The sequence below is a fragment of the Rhodopirellula europaea 6C genome (genome assembly GCF_000338295.1).
GTDB lineage: Bacteria > Planctomycetota > Planctomycetia > Pirellulales > Pirellulaceae > Rhodopirellula > Rhodopirellula europaea.
This window is the reverse complement of the sequence record NZ_ANMO01000253.1, coordinates 1-20637: the sequence shown is the minus strand read 5'-3', so window position 1 is coordinate 20637 and position 20637 is coordinate 1. Positions and strand designations below refer to the sequence as shown.

9 protein-coding genes are annotated in these 20637 nt (G+C 55.4%); 6 read left to right on the top strand and 3 right to left on the bottom strand.

The window, feature by feature from the left end; genetic code table 11:
* Positions 1-36 precede the first annotated feature (36 nt).
* Complete coding sequence (locus tag RE6C_RS26755) at positions 37-645, bottom strand: hypothetical protein (protein WP_039963568.1); 609 nt, start codon at positions 643-645, stop codon at positions 37-39.
* A gap of 825 nt (positions 646-1470) precedes the next feature.
* Between RE6C_RS26755 and RE6C_RS26745 the strand changes: the two genes are divergently transcribed.
* Entirely contained in the window at positions 1471-5376 is a 3906-nt protein-coding gene (locus RE6C_RS26745) for a PVC-type heme-binding CxxCH protein (protein ID WP_008661728.1), read from the top strand.
* Positions 5377-5559: 183 nt separating this feature from the next.
* Here the strand turns inward: RE6C_RS26745 and RE6C_RS26740 are convergent, their stop codons facing one another.
* Complete coding sequence (locus RE6C_RS26740; protein WP_008661727.1) at positions 5560-6894, bottom strand: HEPN domain-containing protein; 1335 nt, start codon at positions 6892-6894, stop codon at positions 5560-5562.
* Between the two features lie 179 nt (positions 6895-7073).
* Entirely contained in the window at positions 7074-8717 is a 1644-nt protein-coding gene (gene trpE, locus RE6C_RS26735; protein ID WP_008661726.1) for an anthranilate synthase component I, read from the bottom strand.
* 232 nt (positions 8718-8949) lie between these two features.
* Between trpE and RE6C_RS26725 the strand changes: the two genes are divergently transcribed.
* From RE6C_RS26725 to RE6C_RS26705, 5 genes are read left to right on the top strand one after another with little or no spacing between them, the layout of a single operon-like run.
* Positions 8950-9471 carry a UvrB/UvrC motif-containing protein gene (locus RE6C_RS26725; protein WP_007334154.1) on the top strand — a complete coding sequence of 174 codons (522 nt, stop codon included), beginning with the start codon at positions 8950-8952 and terminating at the stop codon, positions 9469-9471.
* Positions 9468-10559 carry a protein arginine kinase gene (locus RE6C_RS26720; protein ID WP_007328432.1) on the top strand — a complete coding sequence of 364 codons (1092 nt, stop codon included), beginning with the start codon at positions 9468-9470 and terminating at the stop codon, positions 10557-10559. The genes RE6C_RS26725 and RE6C_RS26720 overlap by 4 nt, the downstream gene beginning before the upstream one ends.
* Positions 10560-10612: 53 nt before the next feature.
* Positions 10613-17248, top strand: coding sequence for an excinuclease ABC subunit UvrA (gene uvrA, locus RE6C_RS26715; protein ID WP_008661723.1), 6636 nt, complete (start codon positions 10613-10615; stop codon positions 17246-17248).
* Between the two features lie 21 nt (positions 17249-17269).
* Positions 17270-20080, top strand: a complete 2811-nt coding sequence (gene topA / locus RE6C_RS26710) for a type I DNA topoisomerase (RefSeq protein WP_008661721.1) — start codon at positions 17270-17272, stop codon at positions 20078-20080.
* Entirely contained in the window at positions 20077-20448 is a 372-nt protein-coding gene (locus tag RE6C_RS26705; RefSeq protein ID WP_008661720.1) for a hypothetical protein, read from the top strand. The genes topA and RE6C_RS26705 overlap by 4 nt, the downstream gene beginning before the upstream one ends.
* Positions 20449-20637: the final 189 nt, after the last annotated feature.

Below are 20637 nucleotides of genomic sequence, written 5' to 3'. Positions count from 1 at the left end.
TTGACAGATCGTTCATTCGTTCCTGGTTGGGGCGTTTCAGACGATGGTCGATGTCAAAGCAGATGCTTTGGCACGGGCGGCGGGAACGAGTCCGGCGACGTGTGGAGCGGAGACTCCGGGTGAAGCTGTGTGAGCCTTGCGGGAAGCATCGTGTTTGCTTTGCGAGCGGTACGCCCATCGAACGTCGATATGATCGAGAGCGACGATTGATGGATCCGCGTTGCAGTCGACGCGAACTTGGTACAGGATGATCACGGTCGCACCGCTTTGAACCGCATTGAAATGCAGGTCAAGGCTCCGGTGCATGGATTGGTTTGTCGGTCGAGCGGGCTTTCCGTCAATGTGAGTCGATACGATACGGTCGAACATCAAGTTGGGGCCGTAGGTACGTGAAAGTGCTACTTGCACTACATCGCACTCGTTCTTGATCTGTGGCATCTCCAACGTGATTCGAAATTGAAGGACGTCTCGAGCGACCGCAATCTTCTTGTCACAGGATTCTCGCCATCGAAGCGGGCCCGTTTCGCCACGCGAGACTGGGAGCATTTGAGACTGATGAACGGTTGATTGAATCGAGTTGCACGATTCGATGATTTGGTTCAGTGCCAAATCGTTCTTCAAAGAGTCCACCTTGGTCGTCTTCATTCGTTCCGCTCCTGTGCCACCGCCTGGCGCTGATTTCAAGGAAATGGTCCGACGACCGATCTCCATTCGCTGCCTGAAGAGACTTTTGCACCAACAATCGGACGGGGCAGCAGCGTCAACGGGAGAAGCGACGAAACTCCTCACGCCGAAGGCCACGCATGTGACCTAGAACGATTATGCGGGAACGCCGGGATAGGGAATGCTGAGGACGAGCGGGGAAGCGTGCCGTCGTCATGTTCGGCACTCGCAGGAAGAGAGGGACAAAGTCAGTTTGGCAGTCGGTACCGGCGTTGTGGGCCAACGTGCGATTTCAGACATCCACGTCGAAACCGCGATCCAAATGCTGGATGCGACAAGCGATCAATTCATTGTTCGACAAAGCAGGCCATTACTCGAGAACTCGCGGGGTTAGTTCGAGCGAGTGTTCGGTCCGCGGCATGGCCATATGGTGGCACGGTGTTTAGCAGTCCAGTGTTTGGCGACTCTGTATTTATCGACCCAGTGCAGCGGGTGTCGCAAAGGATTCAGTGACTGTCGCATATCGACATGGCATTGGCTTTGGTGAACGCTTTGCATCGTTCTTTGATGCTCTTGTCTGTTTCGTGCGAAGTGGAAATGGCAGTGCACGTCCGCGATGACATGGCGGAAAACTCGTGCACGTTCGGTCGCTCCACGTTACGATGCTTCGTTTGAAGCCAGTTTTGCTGGCCTGCAGACAAGATGCTGAAATTGCACTCCAAGATTCGACAACTGAGAAAGCGAACAATGCCGCAAAGGATCATGACAGTCCTCCAATGGAGCCTTTTCTTTCTATGTGCCAGCGTCATGCCGGCCATCACGCAGCGAGCTGACGCGCAGGACGATTTTGAGTTCCGGTCAAACGACGTGGTCGCCATCTACGGCAACGGATTGGCTGATCGGATGCAGCATGACCCCTGGGTCGAAACTTTCCTTCAACACCAACTGAAGGGACTCGACGTCAGTTTCCGGAACATGAGTTTTTCGGGCGATAAAGTCAATCAGCGTCCGAGGAACAAAGGGTTCACCAATGACATCGAGTATTTGAACCATGTGGCACCGGATGTGGTCTTTTCTTTCTATGGTTTCAATGAATCGTTTGCTGGAGCTGAGAAAGCGGACGCGTATCGCGATGAATTGATCAAGCTGGTGCAGCGGTACACCGAGGCGCGAAAGGACCATGGGGCGGACGTGCGTTTCGTTCTGTTCAGTCCGATTGCCTACGAGAACACCGGCGACCCGAACCTGCCCGATGGCACGGAATTGAATGCGAACTTGGCGGCCTACACCGAGGCGACTCGTGAAGCGGCCGAGGAAACCGGTGTGACCTTTGTCGATTTGTTTTCGCCAACCTTCCAGTTGTTCCAATCGAGTTCCGAGCAACTCACACTCAACGGCGTTCACCTCAACGCAGCCGGGTACAAAAAGCTTGCCGGAATCATTTCGCGGGCGTTGCTTGATGACGAGCCCGCTGCGGATGCAGAATTGGATCTTCTGTATGACGCGGTCAAAGATAAAAACTGGCACTGGCACAATCGTTACCGGGCAACCGACGGCAATGACATCTGGGGCAGTCGTTCCACGTTGACCTTCGTGGATGGACAAAGCAACGCAGAGGTGCTGAAGCACGAGTTGGTGATGCTCGACGTAATGACCGCTAATCGCGATAAAGTGATTTGGGCGGCAACTCAGGGGCGAACCTTGCAAGCGGATGACAGCAACGTGCCTCCGCCAGTCAAGGTGATCTCAAACATTGGTGGCGGGAGTGCCAGTTCCAGTGCGATGAAAGAGGGCAGCGTTGAGTACCTCAGTCCCGAGGAGTCGCTGTCGAAGATCAACGTGCCGGACGGCTATGAGCTCAACGTTTTCGCATCGGAAGTTCAATTTCCCGATTTGGCCAACCCTGTCCAAATGCAAGTCGACGCGAAGGGGCGCCTGTGGGTTGCGAGCTGGAACACTTACCCAAAGTGGGAACCAGGGAAGGAGATGAATGATTCCCTGATGATCTTGGAAGACACCGACAACGATGGCAAAGCCGACGTCCGCAAGATCTTCGCCCACGTTCACAACCCGCTCGGTTTCGAGTTTTGGAACGGGGGTGTGGTTGTCACGTCTGGTCCTGATTTGTTGTTCTTGAAGGACACCGATGGAGATGACAAGGCCGACGTGCGATACCCCATTCTGCAAGGGCTCGGTACCTCGGACACTCACCACGCTGCGAACAATTTGGTTTATGGGCCAGACGGTGGGATCTATTGGCAAAGCGGGATTTTCCTCGTTCACAATCACGAGACCCCGTGGAAGCAAAACCTGAACATCGGTGCGTCGGGCATGTACCGCTTTGACCCGCTGACGTTCGCGATCACTCCACACGCAGGCAACTCACCCAATCCGCACGGGACCAGTTTTGACTACTGGGGGTATTGCTATGCCAGCGACGGAACCGGTGGGCGTTGCTACCAAGTGCGTCCTGAGGGCAACGGCTTCAAGATGCACCAATTGCTGGAAAAAGAGTTTCGTCCGGTGGCAGCGAATGCGATTTTGTCTTCGGAGCATTTCCCTGAAGAACTGCAAAACGACATCTTGATCTGTAACACGATCGGATTCTTGGGAGTCAAGCAGTACAAGCTGGACCGAGAAGGGGACGTCGTGGAGGAAGACTCCGCGGATTCGACGCCGGAGGAGCCAGCGTATGTCAAAATCACGCGAGGTGGTGGTCTGATCACGGTTGACCACCCTGCCCTGAAGGATGCCAAGATCACCGGGTTCAAGCTCAGCGTGAACGGCCGGCAGCAGATGAATCTCTCGGAAGTGGAGATTTTCAGTGGCGGCAAGAACATCGCGAAAACGGCCAATCTGAAACAATCGAGCGAATACAACAACGGAGCTTTTCCTGTCCAACGGCTCGTCGATGGCGACAAGGGAAACTTCGCTCACACTTCGCCGCAGAAGGACCCGTGGATGCGAGGTGACTTCCCGTCGCCCGTGCAGATCTCCGAGTTCAAAGTTTGGAACCGCAAAGGCTTCGAAGACCGTTTCAACAACGGCAAGATCGAGTTCTTTGATGGCGATGATGTTGTCGCTTCCGTGGACATTGAGATTGCTTCCGCCAATCCGGAAGAGAAACATCGAGAGTTCGGTGAGGTCTGGGGAACACCTGGGTTGGAGTTGCTCAACAGTGACGACCGCAACTTCCGTCCCACCGATGCTGTCGTTGGCGAGGACGGTGCTCTGTATGTTTCCGATTGGCACAACGCGATCATTGGTCACATGCAGCACAACATTCGTGACCCCAATCGCGACCACGCTCACGGCCGAATTTTCCGATTGACAGTCAAGGATCGTCCTCTGCAAAAACCCGTCAAAATCGCGGGGCAGCCCATCGAGGTTTTGCTTGACAATCTCAAGCATCCCGTCAATGGCGTGCGGCATCGGACTCGAATCGAGCTCACTCAACATGACTCGGACAAAGTCATCGCGGCGACGCAAAAGTGGATGGCCGATTTCGATCCCAATGATGAAACGGAAGCCCACCACTTGTTGGAAGCACTTTGGTTGCACCAACGAAATGGAGTCAAGAACCAAGCGTTGCTGAACCAATTGTTGGAATCGGATGTCCGGCATGCGGTTGTCGCTGCCAAGACGGTTCGTCACTTTTGGGAAAACGTTGATACGAAGGGCGGAAGCGAGTTTGCCGCGCCGGCGGAACTTGAGTTCGTCAAGTTTGACACACCCAAGCACCTCAGCCCGGCAGACAAGAAGACGTACGAGTTGGGCGCGACGATCTATCAGCGCGAATCGCACTGTGCGACTTGCCACATGACGCACGGCAAGGGAACTCCCAATGTCTACCCACCACTGGTCGGCAGCCCCTGGGTCAACGGGAGTGAGGATCGACTGATCAAGATGGCTCTGCATGGCGTGTGGGGCAAAATGACTGTGGCTGGGAAGACTTACGACCCTGCCCGAGGCGTGCCGCCCATGACCGCGTTCCGCTCCTTGTTGAAGGATGATGAAATGGCCGCGGTTCTGACCTTCGTGCGGAACACCTGGGGGAATGAAGCCTCGGTTGTCAGTCCTGAGTCCGTCGCCCGCGTTCGCGAAGAGACCAAAGGCCGGACGACGTTCTACAAACCCGAAGAGATTCTCAAGCTGCATCCGCTGGAGAAGGATCTGATGGATGAGAACGTCACGCCGGAGACAGAAGTGTTCTCGAACGAGGCGTTAGAGAAGGAGTTGCTGACCGCTTCGCCGGGCAAGCTGGCTCAGGTCGCTTTGGCGAAGGGGAATTTCCAGCGTGGCAAACGGTTGTTCCATGAATCATCCGCAGCCTGCTTCGCGTGTCACTCGCCACCAGCGGGCACCGTTCGAATGGGTCCAGATCTGGAAAAGGCAACGACCAAACGCACGAACGAAGAACTGGTCGATGCCCTGCTCCGCCCTTCGAAGTTGATCGACAAGGACTACGCGCAGGTGAGCGTGCTGACGGCGGATGGTCAGATCTTCACTGGCATTCGTGTGAGTGAGAACGACGACGAGATTGTGCTACGCAATCTCGCTCAACCGGAACCCATCACGATTGCACAGGACGATGTCGAGGATGTGATCGAGTCGGAGGTGTCGTTGATGCCCGAGAACTTGATGCGGCAGATGAAAAACCGCAAAGAGTTCAACGACTTGTTGAAGTACGTCATCGAAGTCCGCAAGAAGTGAGTCGGCTTTGAGGCTCGCTGATGATCGATCTTGGCAGCGTGGACAAACCGGTTCGCGCTGCCGAGTTGGTTGAAGTTAAATCTTTGGTCGGTGAGTTGACCTTTCGATGCCGGCGCTCCCGTCAGTTGAGCCAGCTAGCATTCGCAAGAGTTTTGATCCGCCAGAGATACTTACCCGTGTGCGCTATGAAAACTTTTTGTCGTGTAGCATTCCACGCAGCTTCGCGTGTGTGTCGAGCGTTTGTAGTTGGTTTGAGACGGCGAGCAACGCATTCAACGCTAAGTTTTCAATTTCTTGGCGTTGTTGTGTCTCAACTGCTTCGAACCCAGCATGGACGATTTTGGAACGAATGCCGTACAGTCGTTTGGATGCCTTGTGAATTACTTTCTGTTCACTGCCATCGTTTGATAGAAGGTAGGCCAACCGGTCAGCAAATTTTTCGACAGTCGTCTCTTCGCCATCGCAGACAAGCAATCGTTCAAGACTTACCGCACACAGGGTGAAGGCGTCTGCGAGCGTGGTGGCGACGATTGATCGGCCCAGCCATTGAGTGGCAACTCTTAACGAATGTTCAAGCGTGTTGAGTTCAGCCCACTTTGTTCCGGCAATTCTGGAGAAATTCTCAAAGTTGAAATGTTCGTTCAAATGTCCGAGGACAGAGTTGTTAATCGTAAACGGAGCGTAGGAGCCCTTCCTGTCCCATTTGATTTCTATTCCGCTGTCAGAAGTTGCAATGTATCCAGTATTACCCGACCGCATTTCATACGGCAGACCGAAGGCGGCGGCAGCTGAAAGCGAATGGAATACCCGAGTGAATGCACGGACTGTGTTTACAGCCGTTTCGACTTCTTCGGTGGCAGCGTGGACTATCCTCTCGGAATGTGCATCAACTTCGGTCAACGCCCACGCCGATCCTTGATTCGCAATGTCATTCATGAAATTGAGCACATTCGCTTTTTCCAAGATGTCAGCGGCGTGATCGGCAGGTCCTCGGTGATCTAATGCCATTCTCGTGTTTTCGATAACTCCGAATGACCGTGGCATGAATGTAACATTCCCGATCTTTGTGCTGTCGTTGATTTGCAAGTTAGTAATCGGCAGCTTAACTTGCCATCGGACGATGCTCGAACGTAGCTTCTTCAAGACGTCTTTCGAAACGACTTCAACATAGTTGATGTCTGAAGGCACATTTGGCACTAGTGTCTTTAGTATTTCATCCAATTGTTTTGAGAGAGCGACACTGCCAACTCGTGTCGCAAACTCTCTGTCTTTTAAGCACTCGTTTGCAAAGTCATTCTTTGCTGCTACCCCTTCCCTGTTGATGTAGAGAGTAGGGTGAGCGGCATTGTTCATCGGGCCGAGTATCTGTTTGCCACCCCTTCCGGTGATTTCCACTCTCGAGCCAGATCCGCCGAGAATTGAACCAGGTTCATCTAAATTGACTTGCGTCCGATCCGTGGTCGTGTTCCGAACGATTCTCTCAAGGTATTCCGCAAGCTTTGTTTTGTTGTAAGACATTGTTGCAAGCGATGTTCAAATTTGCGTGATGAGCGTTGAGATGAGCAGTTTTCGTGAAATATTGGCAATTCCTAATCGCTACTGGGAGTTGGGTTGGTATCCGAGGTGACGCTTTGGAAGTCAACCAAATTGAAGTACTCGTTACAATCGACGAGTGGTTGTCGATGGGCGATATCGTGTCAGGCGTTGCGGGATTCTCGGGCGATGGTCCACTCGATGGCGGCGATCAGGGCGCGGGCCTTGTTGAGCGTTTCTTCGTATTCCGAGTCGGGGTTGCTGTCGGCGACGACTCCGCAACCGGCTTGCACATGATACGCCCCGTTGTGATGCACGATCGTGCGGAGCGCCAAGCATGTGTCCATGTTGCCTCGGTAGTCGATGTAGCCGACCGCGCCACCATACGGGCCGCGACGGTGCGGTTCGATCTCGTCGATGACCTGCATCGCACGGACTTTGGGAGCACCTGAAACGGTTCCCGCGGGCAAGCACGATTTCAAAGCATCAAACGCGTCCAGGCCTTCCCGCAGTTTGCCTCGCACTTCGCTGCTGATGTGCATCACGTGGCTGTATCGCTCGATCACCATGATCTCGGTCAGGTCCACGGTGCCGAATTCGGCAATCCGGCCGATGTCGTTGCGACCCAGGTCGACCAGCATCACGTGTTCGGCACGTTCCTTGGGGTCGGCCAGCAGATCTTTCTCGAGAGCCTTGTCCTCTTTTTCAGTCGCGCCACGGGGCCGTGTTCCCGCCAGCGGTCGCACGGTGACCTCACGGTCTTTTACCCGGCACATGATCTCCGGCGAGCAACCAACCAAAACGCATTCAGGGTTGCGGACGAAGAACATGAACGGCGACGGATTGACGACTCGCAGCGATCGGTAGACCGCGAAAGGATCGACGTCGCTTTTGACGGTCAGTCGCTGGCTGGGGACGACCTGGAAGATATCGCCCGCGCGAATGTATTCGACACAGTGGCGAACCGCGTCGCAGAAGGACTCGCGGGTGAAGTTGGACTCGACCGGCAGCGGTTGCCGTTGGTCTTCTTCGATGATCTCGTCCACTCGGAGATCCGGTGGGCTGGTCGTCAGACGCTTGATCGTTTGGTCGACTTCTTCGGCGGCGGCTTGCCGAGCGTCGGAAATGGCGGCTGAGTCCGTTTCCTCATCGATGCCGCGACAATCGGCCAGGGAGACCACCGTGATGGTTTTGTCGACGTGGTCGAATACACACAGGGTGTGATAAAAGGCGAAGTTCAGGTCGGGGAGGTTTCGGTCGTCTTCGGTGGTGTCCGGCAAATTCTCGACATATCGGACCACATCGTAGCCCGCGTACCCGATTGCTCCGCCGATGAACGGAGGCAGCCCGTCCAGGGTTGCCGTGCGGTCCTGAAAACTCTCACGAAACGCGTTCAGTGGATCGTCGCACTGGGATTCAACGACTTCGCCGGTGGACAGGTTGGTTCGCTGAACCGTGTTGCCTTTGGCGGTGAATCGGGCCAGTGGTCGAGAGCCCAGGAAGCTGAAACGTCCCACCTTTTCGCCACCGATCACGCTTTCGATCAGGAAAGCGGGGCCCCCATCGTCCAAGTGCATGAACGCCGTGACGGGGGTCAACGTATCAGAAAGCAAGCGTCGGTAGACGGGAACGAAGTCGAACCGACGGGCCAGCGATTCGAACGACGAAAGCGGCGGTTGGTGCATGAGGTTTCCAAGCATGAAGTTTCGGCGCGTTGGGACGTTGCGATAGTGTGAAGTGCGACGGCGGGCTTGGAAACCGGGTTGGCCAGCGATAGAATTCCAAGGCGTGAACGAGTCCGCCTCCACGGGCGGTCATCACGGAGCCGTGATGCCGACCATGACAGCAAACGTGCCGCGAAGTTCGCTTCGTATCGCGAATTCCGCATCGTGCCACGGAAGCCAGAGCAAGATTCCTGAGCAGAATTTTTGACCCGATCCAGGGTGAGAGAGCTCGGAAGAGCAGAGAGCCTTGAACACGGGACGTTCAAGGACACGGAACCAGTGTCACGAAATTAGCGAGCCATCCTGCGAGACTCTCATGAAATGCCAGTACTGCGATAAGCCGGCGACTTTCCACATCACCGAATTGACCGAACCCGATGGACCGCAAGTGTTGCACTTGTGCGAGCAGCACGCTCGTAACGTGTTGCAAAAGGGCGAACCAACGCCGGTTTCCAGCGTCGCGGGTGCCTTGGCCAAGCAGCTGCAATTGGGCCAAACCAAGGAAGAATTGCGGAAGCTGGACCAAAAAGAATGCCCCGTCTGCGGGATCACTTTCTTTGAATTTCGCAATTCCGGACGGTTGGGGTGCCCCCTGGACTACGACCACTTCGAAGCAGACCTCAAACCGTTGTTGATCAACATTCACGACTCACTGGAACACACCGGAAAGCGGCCCACACGAGCGGCCGCGACCGCGGATTCTCAGGCGGATCTGATCCGTTTGCGAAAAGAAATGGAAGCCGCGGTGGAACGAGAAGAATACGAACGAGCGTCCGAATTGCGAGATCAGATCAACGCGATCCAAGGCGAGCCAAAACGTCGAGGAAACGCGATATGAAAGAAGCCACCGACTTGTCGGTGTTGGTCAAAAACAGCGGTGAATGGTTGCGTGGCACGGGCCCGGAATCCGATATCGTGATCAGCAGCCGCATTCGATTGGCCCGCAATTTGGCGGGATTCCCATTCATCCGAAAATGCAGCCCCGAGGATCGTGAAAAGATCGAACGTCAGGTTCGTTCGCGGCTGGAGAATTTGCCCGATTGGGACGAAATCCCCTACGTCGACATCGCGACGCTGAGCGAGGTGGATCGCCAATTTTTGGTCGAACGCCAACTCATCAGCCGGGAAATCGCTGATTCGGAAGGCAGCCGCGCCGTGGCGATTGATCCCAGCGAACAATACTCGGTGATGATCAACGAAGAGGACCACTTGCGCATTCAGGTGATGCACAGTGGTCTGGATCTGGTTAGCGCGTGGGAACAAATCGACCGGATCGACGATGCGATCGAAGGCGAGGTGCTGTACGCCTTTCACAATAAATTCGGCTACCTGACGGCGTGCCCAACCAACGTTGGCACGGGGCTGCGCGTCAGCGTGATGCTGCATTTGCCTGGTTTAGTGATCACTCAGCAAATCGAAAAAGTGTTCCGCAGTATGCAGCGGATCAATGTGACCGTCCGTGGATTGTACGGTGAAGGTTCGCAGTACACAGGCGATTTCTATCAGGTCAGCAACCAGGTAACGCTCGGGCACACCGAGAAAGAGTTGCTGGAAATGGTCGGCCAAGAGGTCGTGCCGCGGATCATCGATTACGAACGCAAAGCTCGCGAATTTTTAATCGACAAGGGCCAGCAAGATCTGCATGACGATGTCAGCCGCGCTCTGGGGATTCTCAGCACGGCGCGGAAGATCAGCAGCGAAGAGACGATGCACTACTTGTCCAAGGTTCGCATGGGCGTGAACCTGGGGCTGATCGACGACGTGCAATTGGCAACGATCAACAAATTGTTCATCCACACCCAGCCAGCTCACTTGCAAAAGCTGCACGGCCGAGTGTTGACGACCAGCGATCGGAATGTCCAGCGAGCCAGCTACTTGCAGCGTCATTTGTGCGGGCCAGCCGATCGCGCCGACGAACTGAACTGACTTTCTCGACGATGCGTCTGACTGAATGGATGTATCAAACGCCGACCCAATGAGTGGACAAGTTGCAACGGGAAATCATCGTCAAAGGCGCTCGCGAACACAATTTGCGCGACGTCGATTTGACGCTCACGCGAGGGGAGCTGATTTGTTTCTCGGGTGTATCGGGAAGTGGCAAGAGTTCGCTCGCGTTTGACACGCTTTACGCCGAGGGTCAGCGCCGATACGTCGAAAGCCTGAGCAATTCGGCTCGGCAATTCATGGGGCAAATGCCCAAGCCCGATGTCGATCTGGTGACTGGGCTGAGTCCATCGATCTCAATCAGCCAAAAGTCGACCGGCAACAATCCTCGCAGTACCGTCGGCACGATCACGGAGATCTACGACTTCTTGCGAGTCTTGTACGCTCGTGTTGGCACTGGGCACTGCCCGGCATGTGACGTCGAGATCGCGGCTCAAACGACGGATGTCATCGTGAGCCGTCTGTTGGAATTGGCTTCCGATGGTTGGCAAGACGATCAGTCGTCCGAAGATTCCGAAACCGAAGCCGCAATCGAAGATGGCACACTGTGGGTGATGGCCCCACTGGTCCGTGGCCAAAAAGGTGAATTCCGCGACTTGTTTGAAGACCTCCGCAAACAAGGTTTCAACCGTGCTCGTGTGGATGGCGAAACGTTTCGGCTGAGCGACCCACCACCGTTGGATCGAACCCGTCGCCACGATGTGGAAGTCGTGATTGATCGAATCGTCGCGGACCAAATTGAACGACCGCGATTGGTCGAAGCGGTTGAATTGGCACTGAAGTTGGGCGAGTCGTCTCTGATTGCTTCGGTGGGGCCGCCCAACGGAGAGGATGTGCCTCCGGTTCGTCATGACCAACTGTTTTCGTCGAAGTATTCGTGCGGGAATTGTGGCCGAAGTTTCCGACCGCCGACGCCCCAATTGTTCAGCTTCAACAGTCCGCAAGGCATGTGCGCTTCGTGCGACGGGATCGGTCGTCTGTACACGTTTGTGCCTGAGTTGTTGATCCCGGATGAGTCGTTGTCGATTCGCAAAGGTGCGATCGCGCTGCTCGGCAAATGGGGAGACCTGGGGCGCTATCGCCGTCACATCTATCGCGGCGTTGCCGATGCAATGGACGCGGAGTTGGAACTCGAACCCGGCACGATGCTGGAAACCCGCTGGGACAAATTGCCTGAGATCGCTCGCCAGATTTGGTTGTGGGGTGCCGATGATTCGATGCAATTCACTTGGCGAGGTGGACGCAAAGCAAAGAAGTACGTCGGCAATTTTGAAGGTTTCATTCCCGAGTTGCTCGATCGTTATCGAACCAGTCGCAACAAGATGCAGTTGCGTCAGTTCGAGAAGTACATGAACACGATGGATTGCCCGGATTGTCATGGAAAACGACTGAACGATCAGGCCTGCGCGGTTCGTATTTCGACTGGCTCGAAAGACTTTACCGAATCGAAAAGCAAATCGCTGCCAGAATTGTGCGAGCTCTCCATTGATTCGTTGATGGAGTTCTTTAGCGAGATTCCGCTTTCAAAAACCGACACGCAAATCGCCGGTGAAGCTCTCAAGGAAATTCGCGGACGGATCGGATTCCTGCTCGGCGTTGGGCTGGAATATTTGACGCTCGGCCGAACGGCGCCGACGTTGTCCGGGGGCGAGTCGCAGCGGATTCGACTGGCCGGTCAAATCGGTTCGGGCTTGTCGGGGGTGCTGTACATTCTGGATGAGCCTTCGATCGGCTTGCACCCGCGAGACAACGATCGTTTGATCACAACGTTGACCCGTTTGCGAGACGCGGGCAACACATTGATCGTGGTCGAGCACGATGAAGACACAATGCGAGCCGCTGACACGATTGTGGACTTCGGTCCTGGTCCCGGGGTTAAAGGCGGTCACATCGTGGCGGCCGGTTCGCTCGAGGACCTGCATCGATCGAAGCAAAGCGTCACGGGAGCTTTCTTGTCAGGTGCTCGCGCGATCACGCCGAGTGAAAAGCTACGCCCGGTTGATCCCAAGAAGCAACTCACCATTCGCGGGGCACGGTTTCATAACCTGAAAGACATCGATGTCTCCATTCCGCTGGGTGTGGTGACCTGTGTGACCGGGGTTTCCGGCAGCGGCAAGAGTTCGTTGATTGGTGGGATCGTCGAACCCGCTCTTCGCAATGCGCTCAACGGTGCTGAAGCGGAAGTTGGCGACCATGATTCCATCGAAGGTCTCGAGCATCTCGACAAGACAATCGCGATTGATCAGTCGCCGATTGGCCGGACGCCTCGCAGCAACCCCGCGACGTACGTGAAGGTGTTCGACGAGATTCGCAACCTGTTCGCGAAGCTGCCCGAAGCCAAGGCACGTGGTTACTCGGTCGGCCGATTCAGTTTCAATGTGGACGGCGGTCGTTGTGCTGGTTGCGACGGCAACGGTGCGACCAAGTTGGAAATGGATTTCTTGGCCGATATCTGGGTGACCTGCCCGGTCTGCCAAGGCCAACGGTACAACCGCGAAACGTTGTCGGTGCAGTTCAAAGGCAAGTCTATCGCCGATGTTCTTAATATGGACATCTCGGAGGCTTTGGATTTGTTTCAGAACATTCCGAAGATCGCCGAGAAGTTGCAGACGCTGGTCGATGTGGGGCTGGAATATCTGAAGCTCGGCCAGCCATCGCCAACCCTGTCCGGTGGTGAAGCCCAACGGATCAAACTTTCGCGGGAATTGAGTCGGCGTGACACCGGAAGCACGTTGTATGTGCTAGATGAACCAACGACTGGTTTGCACTTCGCCGACATTGATTTGTTGTTGGGCGTGATCAATCGTTTGGCCGATCGCGGCAATACGGTTGTAATTGTCGAACACAATTTGGACGTGATCAAAACCGCGGATTGGGTGATCGACATCGGTGTCGAAGGTGGTGCCGGTGGCGGCCGAGTCGTTGGCGAAGGTCGGCCAGCAGATGTCGCGAAAGTCGACGACAGTTACACCGGTGCAGCGCTCGCCGAAGTGCTCGGTATCAAACGAAGGCAAGCCAAGAAACGTGGCCAAGCGATCCGCGACATCGTGGCTCCGCCGGCGAAGTCACGAACGCATGTGGTGGTCGAAGGTGCGTGCGAGCACAACCTGAAATCGGTTGACCTCGAAGTTCCTCGTGACGCGATGACAGTCTTTTGTGGTCCCAGCGGCAGCGGCAAAAGTTCGTTGGCGATGGACACGATTTACGCCGAAGGCCAGCGGCGATATGTCGAGTCGTTGTCCAGCTACGCTCGGCAGTTTATCGGTCAGGTTCAAAAGCCCAAAGCGGAACGCATCGAAGGGCTGTCGCCGGCGGTGGCACTCGAGCAAAAGAACCTCGGGCATTCGCCTCGCAGTACCGTCGGTACGGTCACCGAGGTGTATGACTATTTGCGGATTCTCTACAGCAAGCTCGGCACGATGCACTGCCCGGATTGTGCGGTACCGGTCGGAACGCAAACGCCCGATCAAATCATCGACAAGGTGATGGGATTGCCAAGGGGCACGCGAGCTTTGTTGCTGGCACCGATTGAGGTGCAGTCCGGCGAAGCGTCACTTGCAACGTGGCAAAGCTACCGCGCGATGGGGTATTCCCGTGTTCGTATCGATGGCGAGACGGTTGAGCTCGACGACGCGAAAGCTCTCGATCCGCGACGAGTTCACTTGGTTCAAATTGTCGTCGACCGAATCAAGATCTCTCCCGAAGAACAGTCTCGGATCAGCGACAGCGTTGAACAGGCGTTGTCGTTGGGCGTCGGAGTGTTGGATTTGGCGATCGCAGATTCGGACCAGCCCGAGCGGGATTGGCATGTCCTTCGTCACAGTCAACACTTGGTTTGTGAGTCCTGTGGTCGTTCGTTCTCGCAATTGACTCCGCACCACTTTTCATTCAATTCAGGAATCGGCTGGTGTCCTGGTTGCGAAGGTTTGGGAACCCAGACGGGGACCAATCCAGCGTCCTTGATGGGAACACCTCAGACAACGTTGGCTGACGGTGCCGCATTGCTGTGGCCGTCGGTTGATCACGCGGTCAGTCGTTGGATGTTGCGGGCGCTTTCTCGCACGACTGGCATCCCCATTCATCAGCCGATCGATCGGTTGACGGTGTCACAGCGTCGCATTTTGTTTCATGGTTTGGGGCCGCGTTGGGTCGAAGTTCGCCAAGGCGACACGACCGATGAGAAGTCATCGACCGAAAGTGAACACGCCGAAGAAGTTCGCGATCACTTTGGTGAAGGCAACGTGCTGTTTCGGTTCCAGTTCAAAGGGTTCTACCCCGCACTGGAGGAAGCGTCGCGATTGACGCCTGGATTGCGGATGCGATTGGAAGCGTTCGTAGCCGAAATTGATTGTTCGGTTTGTGATGGTTCGCGTTTGCGAGATGACTCAGCGGCCGTGCGTTTCCGAGATTTAACGATCGGCGACTTGGTGCACATGCCGCTGGATCGATTGTCCGAAGAAGTCGATTCGTGGGATCTGGATCGTCGTGAATTGAAGATCGCTGGCGAGCTGATTCGCGAAGTTCAATCTCGTGTCCGGTTTTTGCGTGACGTGGGGCTCGATTATCTGACCCTGCACCGCGGTGCCCCAACATTGTCAGGCGGTGAGGCTCAGCGGATTCGTTTGGCATCGCAACTTGGCAGTGGTTTGTGCGGCGTGTTGTATGTGCTGGATGAGCCGACGATTGGATTGCACCCGCGAGACAACCGGCGATTGCTCGCGGCGCTTCATCGATTGCGAGATCAAGGCAACACGTTGTTGGTCGTTGAGCACGATCACGATGTGATTTCAGGAAGCGATTACCTGTGTGACTTTGGGCCACGAGCCGGTCGCCACGGTGGTCGCGTGGTCGCACAGGGCAAACCCAATGCGGTTGAACCAGCCGACGAGTCGGTCACGGCGCCTTACTTGCTGGGTGTAAAACAGATCGAGTTGCCCGCGGTTCGACGTCCGGTGCTTTCCGATTCGGGCAAACCGATGGTGGAGTTTTTGTCCGTCAAAGGTGCTCGCGAAAACAATCTGCAGGACGTGGATGTCGACATTCCTTTGGGTGTGTTGACTGCGATCACGGGCCCCAGCGGTAGCGGCAAAAGCTCGCTGATTAATGACATCGTCTATCCGGTTTTGGCCAGACGTCTGCATCGGGCCAAGGTGAAACCCGGTCAGCATGATGCGATCGATGGTCTGCGATACGTCAACAAAGTCATCCAAGTCGATCAATCACCGCTCGGGAATTCACCGAGCAGCAACCCGGCGACTTATACCGGCGTGTTTGATTTGATCCGCGGACTCTTCGCAGATTTGCCCGCCGCGCGTGAACGTCGATTTACGCCGCGAACGTTCAGCTTCAATGTGTCCGGCGGTCGTTGCGAATCGTGTGAAGGCAGCGGGCAACGCAAAATCGAGATGCATTTCTTGCCGGATGTTTGGGTTCCTTGCGACGATTGTGGAGCACGACGCTACAACGAGGACGTCTTGGAAGTCAAACTGCACGGGCAGTCGATCGCGGATGTGTTGGAGATGCCATGCGGCGAAGCGGTCGAGTTGTTTGCCTCGCATTCCCGGATCGCTCGCGTCATCCAAACGCTTTGCGATGTTGGATTGGATTACGTCACGCTCGGTCAATCGGCTCCGACCCTTTCCGGCGGAGAGGCCCAGCGGGTGAAGTTGGCGGCCGAGTTGGCTCGTCCGGCGACCGGGCACACGATTTACTTGTTGGACGAACCGACGACCGGTTTGCACTTCGGCGACATCGAAAAGTTGCTGGTTGTGATGCAGCGTTTGGTCGAGCTCGGAAATTCCGTGATTGTGATCGAGCACAACTTGGACGTGATCAAGTGTTGCGATTGGTTGATTGACATCGGGCCTGGTGCCGGTGTCCATGGTGGGCAAGTCGTGTTTGCCGGAACCCCGGAAGGTTTGGCTGCGAAGGCGGACCCGGCCAATCGCGAAAACGACGAATGGGTTTCCGCGACCGCGCCGTTCTTGGCGGACGCACTGGCGGGAACGCGAACGGCCGAGCCGCGCGAGGTGCTCGACTGGCAACCCGCTGTGAACGGCCGAGTGTTGGAATCCAGTTCTGCTACGTTGCCAAAGAACACAATCGCGGAGGAACCCGAAGTCACCCTTCGCGTGGATTCGCCCGGGCCAGTTTCGTTGCCGGCCAGTGATGCGGAGGTCGAAAACGAAAACGATTCGGCAAACGTGTTGATGCAACCTTGGCGTGCCTTGGGACGTCGTTGGCACACCTTGCCGAAAGGTTTCCCCGAGAATGCACCGCCTCAGTGGCCGCTCGAGTTGGTCGAGGGTTTGCTGGAGATGTTGTCAAACGTCGCGGGCGAAGGTGCGGTCGAGTACCCTGCCCCGGACCGTGTATCGGTTCGGTTAGAATCGGGTGAAGAGGACGTTCCGTTGCCTCACTGGGCGGAAGTTGAAACCAAAGTGAGCAACTGTGTTCGATTGAAATTGAGCGGTCCGCAATCCGCGATCGATTTGGAGCAGTTGTTGGCTTTGGATGTGCTTCAATCTCGCTCCGACACCGGCACTTTGGACCTCAGCGACGCTGAACGCGTGACGCTAACATTTCATTTGACTGACGTGGATCATGCACGCAGTCGAAAGCTGAAAACGTTCTTGAAAACGCACTTGGATCGGACGCGGTCCTCGACCTGACGTGTTGACGAGGCGACAGGTTTGAGCGACAAACCCGAGTCACGCACTTCTGAAACCCCCATCTTTCCACCTCGAATCGGTTCGTTCTTGCTCATGGCCAAATCGACCAGCAAAAGTTTGGTGATCGTCGAATCGCCCGCGAAAGCCCGGACGATCTCGAAGTTTTTGGGAAGCGGTTACCAGGTCGAAGCCAGCGTTGGACACGTTCGCGATTTGCCAGGTGGGGCCAAAGACATCCCCAAAAAGTTCAAGAAAGAACCTTGGGCGTACCTGGGAGTGAACGTCGAAAAAGACTTCGAGCCGGTCTACATAGTGCCGGCGGACAAGAAGAAACAAGTCGACAAATTGAAGGCCGCTCTCAAGGATGCAGATAGCCTGTATCTCGCGACGGATGAAGACCGCGAGGGAGAAGCGATCAGCTGGCACCTCTTCGAGTTGCTGAAACCGAAGGTGCCCGTTCATCGTTTGGTTTTTCACGAAATCACGAAGGAAGCGATCCAACACGCGTTGGAAGACCCTCGTGAAATCGACGATGGTTTGGTTCGTGCCCAGGAAACACGCCGGATCTTGGACCGTTTGTATGGCTACGACGTTTCGCAATTGCTGTGGAAGAAGGTCGGGCGTGGCCTGTCGGCCGGACGCGTTCAAAGCGTCGCAGTTCGATTGATTGTCCAACGTGAGCGTGAACGAATCGCCTTCCACGATGCGACCTATTGGGATTTGGAAGCGATCTTCACGACTGACAATGGCGACTCGCTGCCCGCGATGTTGGCGACCGTCGATGGCCGAAAGATCCCCACCGGGAAAGATTTTGATTCGACCAACGGTCAATTGATCAATCCCGAGCTGTTGCAAATGGATGAGCAGCAGGCCAAAGAATTGAAGCAGAAACTCGAGAAGGAAAATTTTCGCGTCACGAAGGTGGAAGTCAAACCGTTCACCGAACGTCCCAAGGCTCCCTTCACGACCAGTACGTTGCAGCAGGAAGCCAACCGGAAGCTCGGCTTTACCGCACGTCGCTGTATGCAAGCGGCCCAGCGGCTGTATGAAAACGGTTACATCACCTACATGCGTACTGACTCGACCACGCTGTCGAAGGAAGCCATCAACGCGGCTCGGGATTTGGTACGCAGCGAGTACGGCGAGAAATTCTTGCACGACTCGGTGCGAGTCTACAAAGGCAAGGTCAAGAACGCACAAGAGGCTCACGAAGCGATTCGACCCGCGGGTACCCCATTCCGTGTTCCCGGCGCGGTTCAGAACGAACTGGATCGAGACCAGTTCCGTTTGTTTGAACTGATTTGGAAACGAACGGTTGCTTGTCAAATGGCAGATGCCAAAAAGCAACGCATCAGCGTCACGATCGAAGGCGGCGGAACCACTTTCACCGCTAGCGGCACGAGTATCTTGTTCGAAGGTTTTTTGCGAGCCTACGTCGAAGGCAGCGACGATCCCGAAGCCGAACTCGCCGACAAAGAACGCTTGTTGCCAGCGGTCAGTGAAAACGATGGTTTGTCGGTCGCGACTTTGGATCCCAAGAGCCACACGACTCAGCCACCATCGCGTTTCAGCGAAGCATCACTGACACGTACCTTGGAAGAGAAAGGGATCGGTCGTCCCAGTACCTATGCGTCGATCATCGATACGATTCAGCGTCGTGACTACGTTTACAAGAAGGGCAACGCGCTCGTCCCCAGTTGGACCGCGTTCAGCGTCATTCGATTGATGGAAACTCACTTCGAGCCTTTGGTCGATTACGACTTCACGGCTCAGATGGAAGATTTTCTGGACACGATCAGCCGCCAAGAGGCTGAGTCCCTGCAGTATCTCAAACGCTTCTACTTCGGCGATGAAGCCGAACCAACCGGCGACGAAAAAGCTGCGATTGGTCTGAAGCCTCGTCTGGAAAGCAAGATCGAAGAAATCGATCCACGCGTCACGGCGAAGTTCTCGTTGGGGATTCCAACCGAAGGCGAAAACCGTGAAGAGGTGTTTGTACGAGTCGGAAAGTACGGCCCGTTCTTGGAGCAAGGCGAACGCAAGGCTCCAATCCTGGATGGGATGGCACCTGACGAAATGACTCTCGCCCGTGCGATGGAGTTGTTCGAGGACGCCGCTCGCGAAGATGAGCCTTTGGGAGTTCACCCGGAAACGGGCAAGCCGATTTACATCAAAGCCGGTCGTTTTGGGCCTTACGTCCAAATGGGCGAGAAGGACGACGAAGAAAAGAAGAACGCGTCGATCCTGAAAACCATCGCCGTCGAAGACGTCGATTTGGAAATGGCCTGCAAGCTGCTTTCATTGCCTCGAGATCTCGGTGAGCATCCGGAAATGAAAGAGCCTATTTTGGCTCACGACGGACGCTATGGACCGTACGTCAAATGTGGCAAAGAAACTCGTTCCTTGCCGGCTGACAAGTCGCCTTTGGACGTGACGTTTGACGAAGCGATCGAGTTGCTCAAGCAACCCAAGACTCGTGGACGTGCCGCTCCCAAGGAACCAATCAAAAAGTTCGAAAAGCCAAGCCCGGTCACTGAGAACGAAATCAAGATCTTGGAAGGTCGCTTTGGTCCCTACGCGACCGATGGCGAAACCAACGCATCGATCCCGCGTGGCACCGATCCGAAAGAGATGACTTACGAGGGTGTTCTCGACTTGTTGGCCGAACGTGCCGCCAAGGGGCCGACGAAGAAGAAAAAGAAGAAGAAAGCCGTGAAGAAAAAGGCGGCTAAGAAGGCAGCCAAAAAGAAAACGGCGAAGAAGAAAGCCGCGAAAAAGAAGACTGCCAAAGCAGCCGCGAAGAAGAAAGGCATCATCAAGAAGTCGTCGTGAGATACTCTGCCGAAGAGATCCAGTTGGCCCACGAACTGAAGGCGGCCGGTTTGCCATGGCAACCCGAGCCGGGACATTTCGTGTGGGACGGCGAGCCATTGATTGAGCACGATTCACCGTTTCACGATCGGGTTTTCTTCATTCTCGATCTGAAACACTTCTTGCGCCGCAGTGAAACGATGGAACACTTGATCGCGTCGATGGTCTGGTTGCCGACTTGGCAGCAAGCTCGCGAGCTGTTGGCCGGAATGGATGTCTCAGCCGATGCCATTCAGTCGCGATTGATCGAGTCCAACGCGTTGGCAAACGGCAACGAGCGTTTGGTGCTGTATCAAATGCTGATGGAAGCCTTGCCTGAGCGTTCTTGATTCGTTGCTAGGGCATCGAATGAGCGGCAGACGGCTGCCCCCGCTTCGCTGAAGTCGCTCACGTTTCCAAAGCCAAGCTCGCGGGGCAGTTGTCATCAAGGATGCATGTCGGTCTCGCGGCGCGATCGCGACTTGGGTTTCACCATGTTTCATGGCGAATTAAAGAACCTAGCGTTGCGACCAAATTGG